The 15,610-nt window shown below is 71.7% G+C and carries 13 protein-coding genes; 2 read left to right on the top strand and 11 right to left on the bottom strand.

Translation table 11 applies throughout. From position 1 onward, the window contains the following. Positions 1-89 precede the first annotated feature (89 nt). Both ACIRL2_RS02795 and ACIRL2_RS02790 read left to right on the top strand, forming a co-directional pair. Positions 90-1,574: an aminopeptidase P family protein gene (locus ACIRL2_RS02795; protein WP_402229701.1), complete on the top strand. Its 1,485-nt coding sequence runs from the start codon at positions 90-92 to the stop codon at positions 1,572-1,574. Beyond that, positions 1,571-4,321 (top strand): LuxR C-terminal-related transcriptional regulator, encoded by a 2,751-nt coding sequence (locus ACIRL2_RS02790; RefSeq protein ID WP_402229699.1) that lies wholly within the window; start codon positions 1,571-1,573, stop codon positions 4,319-4,321. Before ACIRL2_RS02795 ends, ACIRL2_RS02790 begins: the two co-directional genes overlap by 4 nt. Positions 4,322-4,646: 325 nt before the next feature. On the opposite strand, the gene ACIRL2_RS02785 is transcribed toward ACIRL2_RS02790, so the two are convergent. Genes ACIRL2_RS02785 through ACIRL2_RS02735 form a run of 11 tightly spaced genes read right to left on the bottom strand, consistent with a single transcriptional unit; the run spans position 4,647 to position 15,573 of the window. After that, positions 4,647-5,927 carry a hypothetical protein gene (locus ACIRL2_RS02785; RefSeq protein WP_402229698.1) on the bottom strand — a complete coding sequence of 427 codons (1,281 nt, stop codon included), beginning with the start codon at positions 5,925-5,927 and terminating at the stop codon, positions 4,647-4,649. Continuing rightward, complete coding sequence (locus tag ACIRL2_RS02780) at positions 5,914-7,548, bottom strand: amidase (RefSeq protein WP_402229695.1); 1,635 nt, start codon at positions 7,546-7,548, stop codon at positions 5,914-5,916. Before ACIRL2_RS02780 ends, ACIRL2_RS02785 begins: the two co-directional genes overlap by 14 nt. Next, positions 7,541-7,888 carry a hypothetical protein gene (locus ACIRL2_RS02775; protein ID WP_402229693.1) on the bottom strand — a complete coding sequence of 116 codons (348 nt, stop codon included), beginning with the start codon at positions 7,886-7,888 and terminating at the stop codon, positions 7,541-7,543. Before ACIRL2_RS02775 ends, ACIRL2_RS02780 begins: the two co-directional genes overlap by 8 nt. Continuing rightward, positions 7,885-9,360 carry an aminopeptidase P family protein gene (locus ACIRL2_RS02770; protein ID WP_402229691.1) on the bottom strand — a complete coding sequence of 492 codons (1,476 nt, stop codon included), beginning with the start codon at positions 9,358-9,360 and terminating at the stop codon, positions 7,885-7,887. Before ACIRL2_RS02770 ends, ACIRL2_RS02775 begins: the two co-directional genes overlap by 4 nt. 24 nt (positions 9,361-9,384) lie before the next feature. Then, positions 9,385-10,275, bottom strand: a complete 891-nt coding sequence (locus ACIRL2_RS02765; RefSeq protein ID WP_402229690.1) for an ornithine cyclodeaminase family protein — start codon at positions 10,273-10,275, stop codon at positions 9,385-9,387. Continuing rightward, the gene (locus ACIRL2_RS02760) at positions 10,272-11,498 is read right to left on the bottom strand and encodes an aminotransferase class I/II-fold pyridoxal phosphate-dependent enzyme (protein ID WP_402229687.1); all 1,227 of its coding nucleotides are present in this window, start codon (positions 11,496-11,498) and stop codon (positions 10,272-10,274) included. Before ACIRL2_RS02760 ends, ACIRL2_RS02765 begins: the two co-directional genes overlap by 4 nt. Next, a complete protein-coding gene (locus tag ACIRL2_RS02755; RefSeq protein ID WP_402229685.1) occupies positions 11,495-12,412 on the bottom strand; it encodes an alpha/beta hydrolase in 918 nt (305 codons plus the stop codon). Before ACIRL2_RS02755 ends, ACIRL2_RS02760 begins: the two co-directional genes overlap by 4 nt. Next, complete coding sequence (locus ACIRL2_RS02750) at positions 12,409-13,311, bottom strand: hypothetical protein (RefSeq protein ID WP_402229683.1); 903 nt, start codon at positions 13,309-13,311, stop codon at positions 12,409-12,411. The genes ACIRL2_RS02755 and ACIRL2_RS02750 overlap by 4 nt, the downstream gene beginning before the upstream one ends. Positions 13,312-13,325: 14 nt before the next feature. Beyond that, positions 13,326-14,186, bottom strand: coding sequence for an HpcH/HpaI aldolase/citrate lyase family protein (locus ACIRL2_RS02745; protein ID WP_395872968.1), 861 nt, complete (start codon positions 14,184-14,186; stop codon positions 13,326-13,328). Continuing rightward, positions 14,183-15,130, bottom strand: coding sequence for an isopenicillin N synthase family dioxygenase (locus ACIRL2_RS02740; protein WP_402229681.1), 948 nt, complete (start codon positions 15,128-15,130; stop codon positions 14,183-14,185). The genes ACIRL2_RS02745 and ACIRL2_RS02740 overlap by 4 nt, the downstream gene beginning before the upstream one ends. Then, complete coding sequence (locus ACIRL2_RS02735) at positions 15,127-15,573, bottom strand: MaoC family dehydratase (RefSeq protein WP_395873036.1); 447 nt, start codon at positions 15,571-15,573, stop codon at positions 15,127-15,129. The genes ACIRL2_RS02740 and ACIRL2_RS02735 overlap by 4 nt, the downstream gene beginning before the upstream one ends. Between the last annotated feature and the right edge of the window lie 37 nt (positions 15,574-15,610).

The following is a 15,610-nucleotide window of genomic DNA, read 5'->3' as shown; positions in this document are numbered from 1 at the left end:
GTGTCCGGCTCGGAACATAGAAGTGTCACATGTGAAATGGTACCGTCCGGAATATCACAACGCGATGATCGGGGCGTGCAATGGGTGACATGGGCGACATGGGTGACAACGACATGACCGGCGGCAGGGCGCGTGGGACCGAGAAGCATGACCACGCGGTGCCGGCGGCGCTGGCGGAGGCGTTTCGACATGGGTGGGCCGACACCGCGATACAGGCGCCGCCCGTGTCCGGGGCGGCGTACGCGGCCAAGCGGCGGGCGGCGGTGTCCGAGCGCTTTCCCGGTGAGCGGATCGTGGTGCCGTCGGGTGGGTTGAAGGCGCGCAGCAACGACTTCGACTACACGTTCCGGCCGCACTCGGCGTTCGTGCACCTGACCGCCGAGCAGGGCACGCAGGCGGTCCCGGACAGTGTGCTGGTCTTCGAGCCCGACGGGAACGGGCACTCGGTCACACTGTTCACCCGGCCGCGCTCACCGCGCGACGGCGGGCCCGACGGTGCGGGGTTCTACGGCGACCGGCGGTATGGCGAGTTCTGGGTCGGGCGCCGGCGCACACTCGCGGAGACCGCCGACGCCCTCGGGATCGAGTCGGCCCCGCGCGAGGACCTCGAACGGGCCCTGCGCGGACGGAAGGTACCGACCCGGGTGGTGCGCGGCGAGGACCCGCTCGTCGACGCGCTGGTGCCGCCGGCCTCGGGAGCCGGCGCCGAGGCCGAGGCCGAACTGCTCACCTTCCTGTCCGAGTCGCGGCTGGTCAAGGACGAGTGGGAGGTCGAGCAGCTGCGTGCGGCCGTGGGCCACACGGTGGCCGGATTCCACGACGTGGTGGGCGAGTTGGATCATGCCACCGGTCTCGAGCGTGGTGAGCGCTGGATCGAGGGCACGTTCAATCGGCGGGCCCGGCTCGAGGGCTACGGGCTGGGCTTCGAGACCATCGCGGCGGCCGGCGCGCACGCGTGCGTCCTGCACTGGATGCGCAACGACGGACCGGTGCGCCCGGGCGACCTGCTGCTGTTGGACGCCGGTGTCGAGGCCGACTCGTTCTACACCGGCGACGTCACCCGTACGCTGCCGGTCGGCGGACGCTTCACCGACGTGCAACGCCGGGTCTACGACCTCGTCTTCGCCGCCCAGTCGGCGGGTATCGCCGCGCTGCGGCCCGGCGCGCGGTTCGGCGACTTCCACGCAGCCGCGATGCGCGTGATCGCCGAAGGCCTGGACGAATGGGGCCTGTTGCCCGACGGAGCGGAGGCGGCCCTGGCCCCCGACTCGGGCCTGTATCGCCGCTTCACCCTCTGCGGCTCGGGCCACATGCTCGGCCTGGACTGCCACGACTGCGCCGCCGCCCGTCGACAGAGCTACCCGGACGGCCTGTTGGCACCCGGGCACGTACTCACCGTCGAGCCCGGCCTGTACTTCCAGCCCGACGACCTGACCGTGCCGGAGGAGTTGCGCGGGATCGGCGTTCGCATCGAGGACGACTTCCTGATCACGGCCGACGGCGCACAATGCCTGTCGTCGGGCCTGCCACGCGCCGCGGACGAGGTCGAGGCCTGGATGGCCTCGCTGCGATGACCGCGCGCGGTCCGCTGGTGGACCAGGTCTGCGGACAGTTACGGCAGGCCGGCGTGGTGGCGGTGGTCGGGCCCACCGGGTTCGGCAAGTCCGCGGTCCTGGACGCGGTGTGCACGGCGTGGCAGGCGGCCGGGGATCCGGTGGTCCGGCTCTGCTCGGCGCGCGCCGACGCGAACATCGCCTACGCGCCGCTGATGGACCTGTTCACCGCGTGCCCGGCCGAGGTGCGCGGCGAACTGTCCGAACTGCAACGCTCGACGATGGACTGGGTGTTGCGGCGCGTTGCGGGGCCCGAGCCGGACACCGCTACGTTCCGCGGCACGGTGTTGTCCTGCCTTCAGGCGTGGGGACGCAGGGCCCGGCCGTTGTTGTCCGCCGACGACGTGCAGTGGTGGGGTCCTGGCAGCCTGGACGTCTTCGGTTTCGCCGCGCGGCGCAGTCGTGGCAGCGTGTCGCTGCTGGCCGCGTTGCGGCCCGACGGCCCGTCGCCGCACGACGTGCTCGGCGGCGGCGCGGTCGAGATCGGGATACCACCGCTGAGCCCGGAGGAATCGGCGGCCATCGTACGGTCGTTCGGCATCCCGCTGCGCACCGCGGGCCGCATCCACGCAGCGACGGGCGGTAGTCCGCGACTGGTCTCGGACATCGCCGCCGGACTGGCCCGGGCCGGGCGTTCGGCCACCGCGTGGGACGCCGAACCGTTGGCCCCGCACGCGCGCAAGGCGATGCGCGCGTGGCTGGCTGATCTGGCCGAACCGGTGCGCCGGGTGTTGCTGTTGGCGGCGTTGGCCGCCGATCCCTCGCTCGACGGCATCCGTCGGGCCACCGGGTACACCGCCGACGCCGCGCCGACCGCGGACGCCGCTCTGGCCACCGCCCAGGACGCCGGGCTGATCCGGTTGGTCGACGGTGCCGTGTCCTTCCCGGCGCCGGTGCTGCGCGAGGGCATCGTCGCCGAGGCCGGCCGCGAGTCGGTGCGCCGCGCCCATCGCGCGCTGGCGGCGGTGTCCACCGGTGCCGACGACCGGACCTGGCACGAGGCGTCCGCCCTGGCCCCGGCCACGACCGCGGCGCGTCTGGTCCTGGTGCTCGCCGACGCCGCCGCGGCGGCGCGCGAGCGCGGCGACCACACGCGGGCCGCGGAGTTCGCCCTGCTGGCGGTCGACCGGGCCGGCGGCACCCGACCCGATCTGCTGGTGTGTGCCGCCCGGGACGCCGAGACCGCGGGGCGCTTCGACCTCGCCTGGACGGCCCTGGACCGGCTGGACCGCACCCGGGCCGGACCGGCGCAGCGCGCCCGGGCACGCATCGCGGTCGTGGACGCCGCCGGCCGCGGCGCCGCGCTGCTGGCGGACATCGCGGCCAGGGCGCTGGCCGACGCCACGGCCGCCGACGAACCCGCGCTGGTTTCGGCGGCGCATCTGCGACTCGCCTGGAGCACGCACCTGACCCGGGGCTATTCCGCCGAGGCCCTGGCACACGCGTGCGCGGCCGTGGAGTGGGCGGAACGGGCCGGCGACCCGGCGAGCCGCGCCGCCGCGATCACCTTGACCGCCCGGATCCAACAGGGCCGCGGCTCGCCGGAGCACGCCGGGACACTGCGCCTGGCGTTGGAGCCGGGCGCGGCGGGCGGAACCGGGGCGAGCGCCGGTGACCCGCCTCCGATCTCCGATGATCCGCGCCGGGTCGCGGTGTCCTTCGCCCTCCTGGAGGACCGCCTGGACGACGCCGGGCAGTTGTTGGACGCGCTTCGCCCGGGGTTCGGGTCGGCCGCCGGGCGGGCCGACCCGGGGCGGCTCCTGGGCTGCGCCGTACTGATCCACGCGCACGGCGGCGACGGTCGGGCCGCGCGCGAGGAGGCCCGCCGACTGCTGGCGCTGGCCCGCGAGTTGGGCGCCTCCCCCGGTCCGCCGTGGTACGCGGCGGCGATCGCCGAACTCGCGGGCGGAACCCTGGAACAGGCGCTCGCCTACGCGGGGCTGGGATTGACCGCGTCGGAGGAGGAGAAGGACACCGTCTTCGCGGCGCACTGCCTGCATCTGTCCGGCCGTACGCGGCTGTTCCTGCGCGACACGGTCGGCGCGCTGGCGGATCTGCTGCGGGTGCGGGATCTGGTGCGCGAGTTGTCCGTCCGGGATCCGGCGGCGATCCGCTACGACGCCGACCTCGCCGAGGCCCTGGTCGCCGCCGGGGATGTCGAGGCCGCCGCGCGCACCATCGCCGATGCCCGAGACCCGGCGCGCGAGTTGGGGCGGCGCGGCGTGCTGGCCTCGCTCGACCGCGCCCAGGCGCTGTGCGCGGCTGCGGCGGGCGAGTTCACGGCGGCCGAGCGGCTGCTCACCCGGGCCTGGGAGGCGTTCGCGCGGCTGGGCTACCCGTTGGAGTGCGGCCGGGTGTTGCTGACCCACTCGGCCGTCGAGCAGCGACGCAGACGCCCCGCCCGCGCCCGGGAGTTGCACGCGGCTGCGGAGGCGGTGTTCCGCAAGGCGGATGCGCCGCTGTGGGAGCCGGACCGGCCGGAGCGAACCGGGGCAAGGGCCGGGCTCGCGGGCCTGACCGACGCCGAACAGCGCATCGCCGAACTGGTCGCCGACGGGCGCGGCAACCGGGACATCGCGGCGTCGTTGTATGTCAGCGTCAAGACCGTGGAGGCGGTCCTGACCCGGATCTATCGCAAGCTCGGCGTGCGGTCGCGGATCCAACTGGTGGCGCTCGTACACAAGGACAGGCACCAGCCGGCCCGGTAGTGCCGACCGTGGTTGCTCCCGGGCGGGAGCGATCGGGGGAGGCGGGTGGGTCATCGAAGGCCGGGTGTCGTCGTAGGCGGGTGTCGTCGCAGGAACGGCAGTGTCGTCGCAGGAGTGGCGGTGTCGTCGTAGGAATGGCGGCGTCGCCGCAGGAATGGCGGTGGCGCCCAACCGTGGGAGGTGTCGTCGAGGGCTTGGGAGGCGTCGGGGAAAGCCTGGGGAGTGTCGTCGAAGGGGGTATGTCGTCGAGGGGCCAGGCGCGTCGTCGAAGGCCCGGCGAAGGCCCGGCGAAGGCCCGGTGCAAGGCCCCGCGAAGGTGTCGAGGTCAGTCCGCGAATGCCCAGGAGATCGCGCCTCGGGAGGCGTTGACCACCTTGGAGTCGGCCGAGCCGCGCACCAGCGCCCCGTTGGTGCGATCGCCGTAGGCGTAGACGCCGAGCACGAAGTCGAACTCGGCCGTCTTGCGGTGCCCGGCCTCCTCGGCGCTCGGACCGTCCGCGACCGGGAGTTCCAGCGTGGACGCTTCGACCATGCGCTGACAGGTCCAAGTCTCGACCCCGTCCGCCACGAAGCGCGCGCGCAGGGCCGGCGCGGAGTGCTCGGCGCCGATCAGGACGCCGTCGCCGCCGTAGGTGTAGCTGTGCTTGAAGACGTAGTCGCCCCGGGAGGCCAGTACGTCGTCGAGGATGTCCGGCGCGAGGTCGAAGGTCATCGGTACGTGGCGTCGGAGCGTCTCCACCTCTTCCGGGTCGAGCAGGTGGTGCAGGTCGGGATCGCACAGCAGGGAGAACCACTTGCGGTGCATGCCGAGTTCGGCCTCGAACATGCACGAGACGGTGGCGCCGCTGTCGTCGACGGCCTTGAGGAAGGCGCCGTCGTCGTCGGTGTCGGCGAAGGTGATCAGTCGGTGGACGAGGATGCGGCGCGCGTGCGGCGCGCGCAGCCATTGCGCCCGGTAGGAGGTCTCGTTGCAGTAGACGACGTCCAGGTCGGGCGCCATAATCCGGAGGAAGTCCACGAGCGGCTGGTCGCGACCGTAGCCGCGCCGGGAGTGCCGCACGGAGTCCAGGATGACCAGGCGGTCGAGCCCGAGTCGGGTGCACTGCGTCAGGTAGTGCCGGGCCAGGTCCAGGAACGGTGAGGCGCCCGCCGCGGGGAGTCCCAGCAGTTCGGCGTGCAGTCGCGCGCTGTGCTGGCATTCGCCGCCGCCCACGCCGGAGAAGGTGTTCAACTCGCAGAAGGCGTAGCCCGATTCGGTGGGGATGATGTCGGCCCGGGCCAGCGCGGTGCCCTCGGTCATCCATTGCCAGTGGATGTGGCCCGCCATCGCCTCCGGGATCCGGAACGTGGCGGCCAGTTCGGCGGTCGACAGGGACGAGCACACGTGCCGCATCACCTTGCGGTGGGCGGAGACCAACCGGGCTGTCGTCGAGTGGAGTTCGTCGAGGGTGGTCCGGTCCAGCCGGAAGTGTGTGGGCAACGTGGGGAAGAGGAAGCCGAGATCGCGCAGGTGCCGGTCGGAGATCTCTCGGGCCAGGGCGAGGTCGTGCGGGCTGTGTTCGGTGAACACTCGGTTCAGGAAGGCGCGGTTCTCAGCGGCGAACATCGGCGGGCTCCGGTTCCGGGTCGGGGCGATGGGCGCGGATGGCGAGGTCGGGGCGCAGGCCCGGGTGAAGGCCGGGGCCAAGCCCGATGCCGGGGCCGGATCCGGCCCCGACTCCGGCTGCTCCACCTACGGCTCGGGTTCGGGCTCGGGTTCCGGCTGCTCCACCTACGGCTCGGGCCCCGGCCCCGGCCCCAGTCAACCGCGGCCTGGTGTCCCGCCGGCCGAATTCGGCCTCCAGCGCCGCCCCCGCCCGGAACAGGCTCGCCTCACCGAACTTGCGTCCCACGAGCTGTAGTCCGATCGGCAGCCCGTCGGCGGCGAATCCGAGCGGCAGCGACAGGGCCGGGTGTCCGGTGACCGCGAACGGGATCGTCTGCATGTCGTTGGCCAGACGCGGCGGCGGCCAGTCGGTGGGAAAGTCGTCGAAGCGGGCTGCGGTGGCCTGGCCGCAGGCGGTGACCAGCACGTCGTGGTCGGCGAAAACCTTCTGCTGGAAGGACTCGACGAGGCGCCGGCGCACGTCCATCGCGCGGAGCAGGTCACCCGCGCCGACCCCGGCCCCGGGCATCAGCTTCTGGTAGGTGAACCGCCCGTAGGACCAGGGGAACCCGCGCAGGTTGCGCTCGTGCACTGCGAAGCCCTCCGCCGCCAGGATCACCCGGCCGCAGGCGTCGAGCACCTCGTACGGAGGCAGTTCGCACTCCTCGACGATCGCGCCGAGCTTGTCCAGGTGGGTCAGGGCCCGCTCGATGCCTTCGGTGATCTCCGGCAGCGTCGCGGGGTCGTGGGCGTACCAAGCGGTCGAGTACGCCACGCGCAGGCCCTTGACGTCCTCGCTCGCCGCGCCGAGGAAGTCCGGCGCGGGTGTGTCGCGGGTGCGTGGGTCGCGCGGGTCCGGTCCGGCGATCACGTGGAGTGCGGCGGCGGTGTCGGCCACCGTCCAGCCCAGCGGTCCGAAATGGTCCATGGTGTGCGACAGCGGGGTGGCGCCGTACCCGGACACGCTGCCGTAGGTGGGCTTGAGGCCGACGGTCCCGCAGTGGAACGCCGGGCCGCGGATCGAGCCGGCGGTGTCGGAGCCGAACGCGACCCGCAGGAACCCCGCGGCGACCGCGACCCCGGCGCCCGACGATGAACCGCTGGGGATGTGCTCGCCGTTCCACGGGTTCCGTGCCGGCGGGAAGGGCAGGTCGACGCTCGGCCCGCCGAGCGCGAACTCGTAGGTGGCCAACTTGCCCAGCAACACGCCGCCGCCGGCCCGCAGTCGGGCCTCCACGGCGCTGTCCTCGGCGGCCACGTCCGACACGGTCAGCCACGAGTGGTTCGTGGTGGGCAGTCCCTCGGCGGCGAAGATGTCCTTGAGCGCGTACGGGACGCCGTGCAGCGGACCTCGGTCGAGGCCCTCGCGCAGTTCCCGGTCGGCCTGCCGGGCGCGCCGCAACGCCTGCTCGCGGGTGACGAGTACGAAGGCGTGCAGTGTCGCGTCGCGCGCCTCGATCATGCCGAGCGCGTTCTCCACCAGGTCCACCGAGGTGAGTCGGCCCGCGCGCAGCAGCGCGCCGGCCTGTGCGACGGACAGTTCGGCGAGCGCGCCGGGGCCGGTGCTGTCGAGGTCAGCCATCGGTGGCCTCCGTGGTGCGCAGCAGTTCCATCTTCGCCCGCAGCCCGCGGTAGCCGGCCAGCACACCGGGCGCCAGGTCGCGCGGCATCTCGATGCCGAGCCGTTCCAGGGTGGCGGTGAACTCCCGGTCGGCGGGATCTACTTCGACGCAGGCGGGGAGTTCGGAGCGATCGGGAGGATCGGGGCGGTCGGCGTCATCGATGCCGGCACGGGCGCCGGCGATACCGGCGCGGTCGGCGCGGTCGGCGTGGCCGGCGCGGTCGGTGTGGCCGGTGTGGCCGGTGTGGCCGGTGTGGCCGGTGTGGTCGGCGCCGTCCACGGCGATCCGGTCGGCGCTCACGCGGTGGGCCCGTGCCCGCCGGGCAGGCGCGGGCCGGCCTCGCGTTGCGCGGCGAGCCAGGTCTCGGTCTCGCGCGCGCCGACCGGCAGCGCCGCCGACAACACCTGAACGCCGTCCGCGGTCACCCGTACGTCGTCCTCCAACCGCACGCCGATCCCCCGCAGGCCCTCCGGCACCAATTCGTCGTGCGGTTGCAGGTACAGACCGGGTTCCATGGTCAGCACGTGGTTCTCGCCGAGCACGCCCTGTCCGTAGTACTCCGGGCGCGCGTGCCCGCAGTCGTGCACGTCCAGGCCGAGCATGTGGCCGAAGGCGCACAGGGTCCACCGCCGGTACGGCTGCCGCTTGTCCTGCATGGCCTCCTCGACGCCGCACTTGAGTACGCCCAGGTCGCGCAGGCCCTCGGTGAGGGTGCGCCGGCAGGCCAGGTTGACGTCGTCGAACGCGACACCGGGCGCCATCGCCGCCAGGCCCGCGTCGCGCGCGGCGTGCACGATGTCGTAGACGTCGCGCTCGGCGGTGGTGAAGGTGCCCGAGACGGGCAGGACGCGGGTCACGTCGGCGGTGTAGCAGCTCCGCGCCTCGGCTCCCATGTCCATCAGCAGGATGCCGTCCGGTCGGACCGGGCCGTCGTTGCGGCCCCAGTGCAGGATGGTCGAGTGCGCGCCGGCGGCGACGATCGAGTTGTAGCCGACGCCGTTGCCGTCGTGGCGCGCGCGGGTGGCGAAGATGCCTTCGAGCAGCCGCTCGGAGACCGCGCGATCGCTCGGCAGGGCGCGCGCGACATCCTCGAAACCGCGGACGGTGATGTCTACGGCCTCCTGGAGTTGCGCGAGTTCCCAGTCGTCCTTGCGCAGCCGCAGTTCGGCGAGCACGCTCGCGAGCAGCGCGTCGTGGGCCGCGTTCTCCTCGGTCGCGGGGAGCAGGCCGCGGTCGATGCCCGCGTCGTAGCCACGCAGCACTCGGGTGTTGCGGCCGGCGCGCCGCAACACCGTCGGGAGGTCGCCGATGGGACGGGTCTGCACTCCCAGCACCGTGGTCTTCTCCTCGGGCGAGAGGCAGCGGCCCTGCCACACCTCGCCGAGGATGCGGTCGAGGTAGCCGACGCCGGAGGCCGGGTCGTGCCGCGGGTCCACGTACAGCACCGCGTCGTGGCCGCCGGTGATCGGGTGCATGACGAGCACCGAGTTCGGGTCCTGGTCCGCCGTCAGCCACAGCAGGTCGCTGCCGCCGCGGAACGGGTAGGGCGCGCCGTAGCTGCGCCATTGGATCCGGCCGGTCGGGATGACCAGCGTTTCGCCCGGAAAGGCGTTCGACAGCAGGGCGCGGCGCGCCGACAGCCGGTCGAGGTGGGGTACCGGGACGAGCTCGATCTCCTGTTCCCGCCAACCGCTCGTCATGTAGTCGACGAACTCGGTGGGGATCTCGGTGTCGTGCGCTCCGGTGATCTCTTCCTTGCCGACGTTGGGCACGTTCGGTATTCCCTTCGATGCGGTTCAGTGGTTCGAGTGCGCGACCAGGTGGGCGCACGTGACGAGGTCGAGTGCGGCGTGGCCGGTGGAGCTGAAGACGGTCGGACGTTCGTCGAGTCCGGGGTGCTCGCCGGTCTCCAGGGATTCCAGGTCGATCGCGGTGCGGTGGATCTCGCCGGCCTCGGCTACGGCGGTCTCGATGGATTCGACGATCAGCGGGCCGGATGCCAGCAGTTCGCGCGACAGTTCGCGTGATTGCGGGGTGTGTGCGCCCATGCAGTTGATGTGCACGTGCGCCGGGAGGTCCGTGGCGATCGGCAGCGGGCTCGTCGAGGTCGTCGCGGTGGCCACGACGTCCGCTCCCGAGGTGGCTTCGGCGGCCGAGGCGCGGACGTGAGCCGTTGCCCGGCCGGCGGCTCGGATGCGCGCGCACAGGGCCTCGGCGTGCGCGGGGTTGCGCGAGTGCACCCGTACCCGGGTGATCTCCCGTACGGCCGAGACGCCGAGGTATTGCTGCCAGGCCTGGACGCCGGATCCGATGATCGCCAGGTCGGCGCTGTCGCGGGCCGCGCAGTGGTCGGTGACCACGGCGGTGACGGCGGCGCATTTGAGATTGGTGACGGCCGCGCCGTCCAGGACCGCGAGCAGTTTCCCGGTGCTCGTCGAGAAGACCGGGACCACGGAGGTCACGGTCGGCCCCGGGCCGTTGCCGATGGTGGCGATCTTGGCGATGTAGAGGCCGTGGTCGAGGGAGACGGCGGGCATCGACACGAACTTGACGCCGTGTCCCTCGTCGACGACTTGGCGCATGGGCACGGTCATCCGGCCGAGCGTGCCGCCACGCAGGCCGTCGCGGATCAGCTCGGCCACGGCCAGGACGTCGCCGGCGCGGGTGTCGGGCGGGGCGAGGCTCATTCGAGTCCCGCCAGGGCGTCGACGAGGTCGTCCGCGAACCGCTCGGCCAGTTCCGTGGGCATGTCGCCGCGCAGCATCATCCGCACGCCCGCGTCTCCTTGCGCCACGATCGGGAAGAACATCGCGGAGCAGTAGTAGCCGCGCCGGTAGAGGTCGGTGGACAGCCGTACGGCCCGGTCGTTGTCGCCGACGGTGACGAATTTGATGTGTGACCCGGTGCCGCGGACCTCGTGTCCGCGTAGCCGGTCGTCGAAGAGGGCGATGTTGTGGGCGAGTTGCCGTTGGCGTTGGGTCAGCTCGGGGCCGCGGTGTACCCGCAGGGCGCCCAGGGAGGTGCCCACCGCGGCCGTGCGCAGGCCCTGTGACCAGGCCAACGGCCCTGATCGGTAGAGGAAGTCGTAGATGTGGCGTTCGCCGATCATGGCGATGCCGCCGGTGCTGCCGAACGCCTTGGCGATCGAGGCGACGATCACGGTCCGTGCGCCGAGGTCCTCGAACACGGAGCGTGCGTAGCCTTCTCCGCGCGGCCCTACGGCGGACAGCGCGTGCGAGTCGTCGAGGTAGACGAACATCCCGTAGCGGTCCTGGAGGGCCTTGATGCCGGCCAGGTCGGCCTGTCCGCCGACCGAGTAGACGCCTTCGCAGACGTAGGCGACGCGCGGGTATCGCCGGCACACGTCCTCGAGGAACTGCATGTCGTTGTGCGGGCAGGTCAGCACCAGCGTCTCGTCGGCGACGATCGGCTTGAGGAAGTTCATCGAGAAGTGCGCGAACCGGTCGAAGACCACGACGAGGGGCTCGCCGTCGCCGAGGTGCCCGGAGGCCAGCAGCGGCAGGATCGCGGCGCTGAGCACCCCGCAGGACACGGACGGCAGCACGTGGGTGCCGAAGTGTTCGGCGAGTTCCTCCTCGAGTCGGTTCATGATGCCCAGCCGGATGCGGAACTCGCCCATGGACAGGCCGGTGATGCGCTCGTCGGCGAGCGCGGCGCGCCCGGCCTCGATCACCGCGGGGTGGCTGTTGAGTCCCAGGTACGAGCACGAGGACAGGTTGGCGAACTCGTGCCCGGAGTCGATCTCGCGCAGCCGGTTCTGGCCGTCGACGGCCTCGACCACCAGTCCGAGCATGCCGTGCTTCTCGGACAGGCCCCACGCCGCCTCGGCGGCCGGCACCATCTTGCGGTTGTTGCGGAATCGGTGCGGGCCGACGATGTCCTCGCTCATCGGGCCGCCTCGGCCCGCTCGTGCAGCCAGCCGCCGAGTCGGACGATGGCCTGGCGTGCCTTGCCCAGCCGCGTGTAGTGCAGGTGCCACACGTGCACCATGCCGGGCCAGACCTCCAGGACGCCGGTGGAGCCGGCCCGGCGCAGCGCGGCGGTGAACCGTTCCGCGTCGCTGAGCAGGATCTCCCGGCTGCCCACCTGGATGAGCACGGGCGGCAGTCCGGTCGGGTCCCCGTACAGCGGGGACGCGTAGGGGGTGGTCGGCTCGGCGCCCGCCAGGTAGGAGCCGGCCACCAGTGCGACGATGTTCTTGCCGACCAGGGGGTCGTCGTCCGCCAGGGTGCGGAAGGTTTCACCGGTGCCGGCCAGGTCGGTCCACGGCGATACGCAGGCCGCCGCGGCGGGCAGCGGCAGTCCGAGGTCGCGGAGTTTGAGCAGTGTCCCCAGGACCAGGCCGCCGCCCGCGGAGTCCCCCGCGAACACCACTTCCCGGGCCGGCACGCCGCTCGCGAGCAGGTTCTCGTACGCGGCGACCGCGTCGTCCAGTGCCGCCGGATAGGGGTGTTCGGGCGCGCGGCGGTAGTCGACGAAGAACATCCGGCTGTGCGCCGCCCGGGCGATCTCGGAGACGAGTCCGCCGTGGCTGCGCAACGAGCCGTAGACGTAGCCGCCGCCGTGCAGGTAGATCCCGGTCCGCTCGCCGCGCACGTCCGGTGGGGTCAACAGCACGCCGCCGTCGCGGTGTTCGACCTTGATGTCGTCGGCGATCGGGGTGCCCCACGCGTCGTAGAACGGACGGGCCTCGTCGATCGCCTCGGGCCATTCGTCGGCCGTCAACGCGGCCAGCAGTTCGTCGAGTTCGGCCACCTCGTGCTCGGACATCACCGGCACGTCGGGTTCGGTCGGTGTGCTCACCGGGCCGTCCCGCCGTCGGCGCCGACCGGGTCGACGCCTCGGTGGTAGCGCTCGCGGGCGGCCTCGTCCGGGACCTCGAGGGTGGGCTCGGGGATCTCGAGGCGGTAGTGCCGGTACCACTTGGCCAGTTCGTCGCTGTCGGCGAACTGGTACTCCAGGTGCCGGATGGGCCGGCGCGAGGGCTTGCCGGGGTCGGCCGGGCGGGGGATGGAGCCGGCGTGTGCGAGGCCGCCGTCCACCTCGTTGAACAGCACGATCATCACCAGGTCGGTGTCCAGGTCGACGTCCACCGCGGTGGCGTGCTCGGCCAGGATGCGGTCGGCGTGTTCCTCCTTGACGGCCACGTTGAAGCTGTGCGGCATCAACTCGACCAGGTCGGCGGGCGGTACGTCCGCGTCCCGGCAGTAGGCGCGGGTGTCGCACAGGATCGGGATGCCGCCGTCGATGTTGGTGTTGGGTCCGTAGATGTTCGCGATGAACGGCGTGGCGGCGTCGAAGTGCACGCATTTGGTGGTGAGGAACTCGCGTGCCGTGGTGTGGTCGTCGTTCGGGGTGAAGTGGGTGTTCTTGTTGTAGCCGTCGACGTCCATGCCGGCGATGCGGTCGTAGCCGATCGCGACCGGGGTGAACTTGGCGACCTCCACCCGAGTGCCGAAGGCGCGGAAGAGCGATTCCAGGTAGTCGCGGGCCACCGCGGCGTCCCGTTCGTCGTGGATGTCCAGCCCGTGGCGGGCCAGCGTGCGGTCGAGGCCGTGGCAGACGGCGACGCCGGCGCCGCCGGTCACCAGGCGCACCAGTTCGTCGACGAGTTCGTCGTCGGCCCGCTCCAGTCGGCCGTCGACGAGCACGCTCTCGTGGGCCGACACGTCGATGATCGCGTGCTGCGGCAGGATCTTCACTGGGTTCTCCCGATTCAGTGGTGCCGGTGCGGGGCGGGTTCGGCGTCGGCCGCGTACAGCCGGAGCATGCGTCTGGCCCGCAGCACGAACGGTGGGGCCAGCACGCGGTCCTTCTCGACCGCGAAGCCGTAGGGCGTGGCGTCGTAGTCCTCGACCACGCGCCGGTATTCGGCGATCTCGTCCGGGCCGACCTTGAACGTCTGGGCGATCACGTCGACTTGGCGGGGGTGGATGGCCGCCTTGCCGGTGAAGCCGGCCTCCCGGGCCGCCTGGCATTGGGCCTGGACCACTGCCAGGTCGTGCAGTTCGAAGGAGTTGGTGTCGATCGCGGGCAGCCGGTACTTGGCCGCCGCGACGCACAGTCGGGCTCGTGCGTGGTCGAGGTAGGACTCGTTGGCGGTGTACATCTCGGCGGTCAGGTCCGCCTGGCCGAAGCACAGGCCGTCGCTCTCCGCGGCGATCGCGAAGGCGTTCTCGACGGCGTCGACGGTCTCGATGAAGCTGATCACGCTGGGTGGTTTCGAGGTTTGCGCGAGCAGTGAGCGGTAGATGGCCACGTCGCCCGCTCCGGCGATCTTGGGGATGAAGATCGCGTCGATCGCGATGCCGCCGATCATGGCGTCCTGTTCGATCACCGCCTTCATGTCCTCGAGGCCGTCGAGGGTGGCGATGGTGTTCACCCGCAGACCCAGCGCGGGCAGGCCGGCCCGGGTCAGATCGGCCGCGGCCAACATCGCGCGGGCCTCGGCCTTCCTGGCCGGGTGGGTGGAGTCCTCCAGGTCCAGGACGAGCATGTCCGCGTGCATCTTGCCCGGTTCGGCCACCGCCGCGATGCGCAGCGCCGGGGTGTACAGCAGGCTCGCGTGCGGCTTCATCGGGCACTCTTCCGTCCGAACAGCAGGTTCATCTTCCGCAGCGAGAACTCCTCGTAGCGGATCGGCTCGTAGCGCGCGGGGCGGTCGGTGGCGAACTTCGGGAAGCACTCGATGACGGTGTCGTCGTTGGCGAGCTTGAAGAACGCGATGGATTGGCGTCGCCGGTCGGCAAGGCGCACCCGGTGCGGGGTGGAGACGTACTCGTCGTTGGACCAGCGGGCCATCAGGTCGCCGATGTTGACGATGAAGCTGTCCCGGTCGCGGACCTCGATGTCCAGCCAGCGGCCCGAGCGGTCGCGGATCTGCAGGCCGGGCCCGTCCTGGGTGAGCAGCGTGATCAGGGTGCCGTCGGTGTGCTCCCCCATGCCCTGGTCGTTGACGAACTCGGGGTCGGTGCCCGGGTACAGGTGTGAGCGGAGCGAGTCGTTGGAGGTGTCGGTGCGGGTGGCGAAGAAGGTGCGCGGCAGGTCCAGGGCCAGCGCGAGCAGTTCGGCGATCCGGCCGGAGACCGCTTCGCAGGCCACGAAGTAGCGCTTGAGCGCGGTCCGCAGCGCGGCCCCGGACTCGTCGGCGGGGAAGGGCAGTTCCTCGTCGTCGTTCAGGATCAGTCGGCCGACGCTGAACTTCTCCACGTAGTCCGAGGGCATGCCCTGTCTGCCGGTGTAGGCGTAGGCGTTCTCGGACAACAGCGCGCTGTGGCCGTAGGGGCTGTAGTCGTTGTCGCCGCGCGCGGTGCTGGTGCGCATCGCGAACTTGCGCTTGGTGTCGAGCGGGAGCCGGAAGAAGCGCAGCGACTCGGTGTAGGCGTCGTCGAAGACCTCGGGGGCGATGCCGTGGCCGCGCGCGATGAAGAATCCGGTGGTCCGGCACGCGTCGGAGATCTCGTCGGCGATGCGCCGCTCGGCGTGGGGGTGTTCGGCGTGCAGGCTGATGACCGGGATCATCGGTCTTCCTTCTGCCGGGGGACGAGGATCGTCCGCTCGAAGTCGATCACGGTCGCGCCGTCCTGGTTGAGGCCGGTGGAGTGCACGGTCACGATGCCCTCGCCGGGTCGGCTCGCGGATTCGCGTTTGGTGAGCACGCGGGTGCGGGCGTAGAGGGTGTCGCCGATGAACACCGGTGCGGTCAGCCGTACCTTGTCCCAGCCCAGGTTGGCCACGCCCTTGGCGCTGATGGTGGCCACCGTCATCCCGTTGACGATCCCGAAGGTGACCAGGCTGGAGACCACCGGGCGGCCGAAGGGGGTCTGTTCGGCGTAGACGGCGTCGATGTGCAGCGGGTGCTGGTTCAGGCACAGCAGCGAGCTCCACACGTTGTCGCTCATGGTGATCGTCCGGCCGGGCCGGTGTTCGACGACCTCGCCGGGGACGAAGTCCTCGTAGACCATGCCGCCGTCCTCCCGGTAGGTCCCGGGACCGACGGCG

The sequence above is a fragment of the Embleya sp. NPDC127516 genome, from assembly GCF_044765325.1.
Classification (GTDB): domain Bacteria; phylum Actinomycetota; class Actinomycetes; order Streptomycetales; family Streptomycetaceae; genus Embleya.
This window is presented reverse-complemented; position numbering and strand designations above follow the sequence as displayed.

Coding starts and splice junctions, on each gene's coding strand:
- ACIRL2_RS02795 (WP_402229701.1), top strand. CDS start 90: ATGGGCGACATGGGTGACAACGACATGACCGGCGGCAGGGCGCGTGGG.
- ACIRL2_RS02790 (WP_402229699.1), top strand. CDS start 1,571: ATGACCGCGCGCGGTCCGCTGGTGGACCAGGTCTGCGGACAGTTACGG.
- ACIRL2_RS02785 (WP_402229698.1), bottom strand. CDS start 5,927: ATGTTCGCCGCTGAGAACCGCGCCTTCCTGAACCGAGTGTTCACCGAA.
- ACIRL2_RS02780 (WP_402229695.1), bottom strand. CDS start 7,548: ATGGCTGACCTCGACAGCACCGGCCCCGGCGCGCTCGCCGAACTGTCC.
- ACIRL2_RS02765 (WP_402229690.1), bottom strand. CDS start 10,275: ATGAGCCTCGCCCCGCCCGACACCCGCGCCGGCGACGTCCTGGCCGTG.
- ACIRL2_RS02760 (WP_402229687.1), bottom strand. CDS start 11,498: ATGAGCGAGGACATCGTCGGCCCGCACCGATTCCGCAACAACCGCAAG.
- ACIRL2_RS02745 (WP_395872968.1), bottom strand. CDS start 14,186: ATGAAGCCGCACGCGAGCCTGCTGTACACCCCGGCGCTGCGCATCGCG.
- ACIRL2_RS02740 (WP_402229681.1), bottom strand. CDS start 15,130: ATGATCCCGGTCATCAGCCTGCACGCCGAACACCCCCACGCCGAGCGG.
- ACIRL2_RS02735 (WP_395873036.1), bottom strand. CDS start 15,573: ATGGTCTACGAGGACTTCGTCCCCGGCGAGGTCGTCGAACACCGGCCC.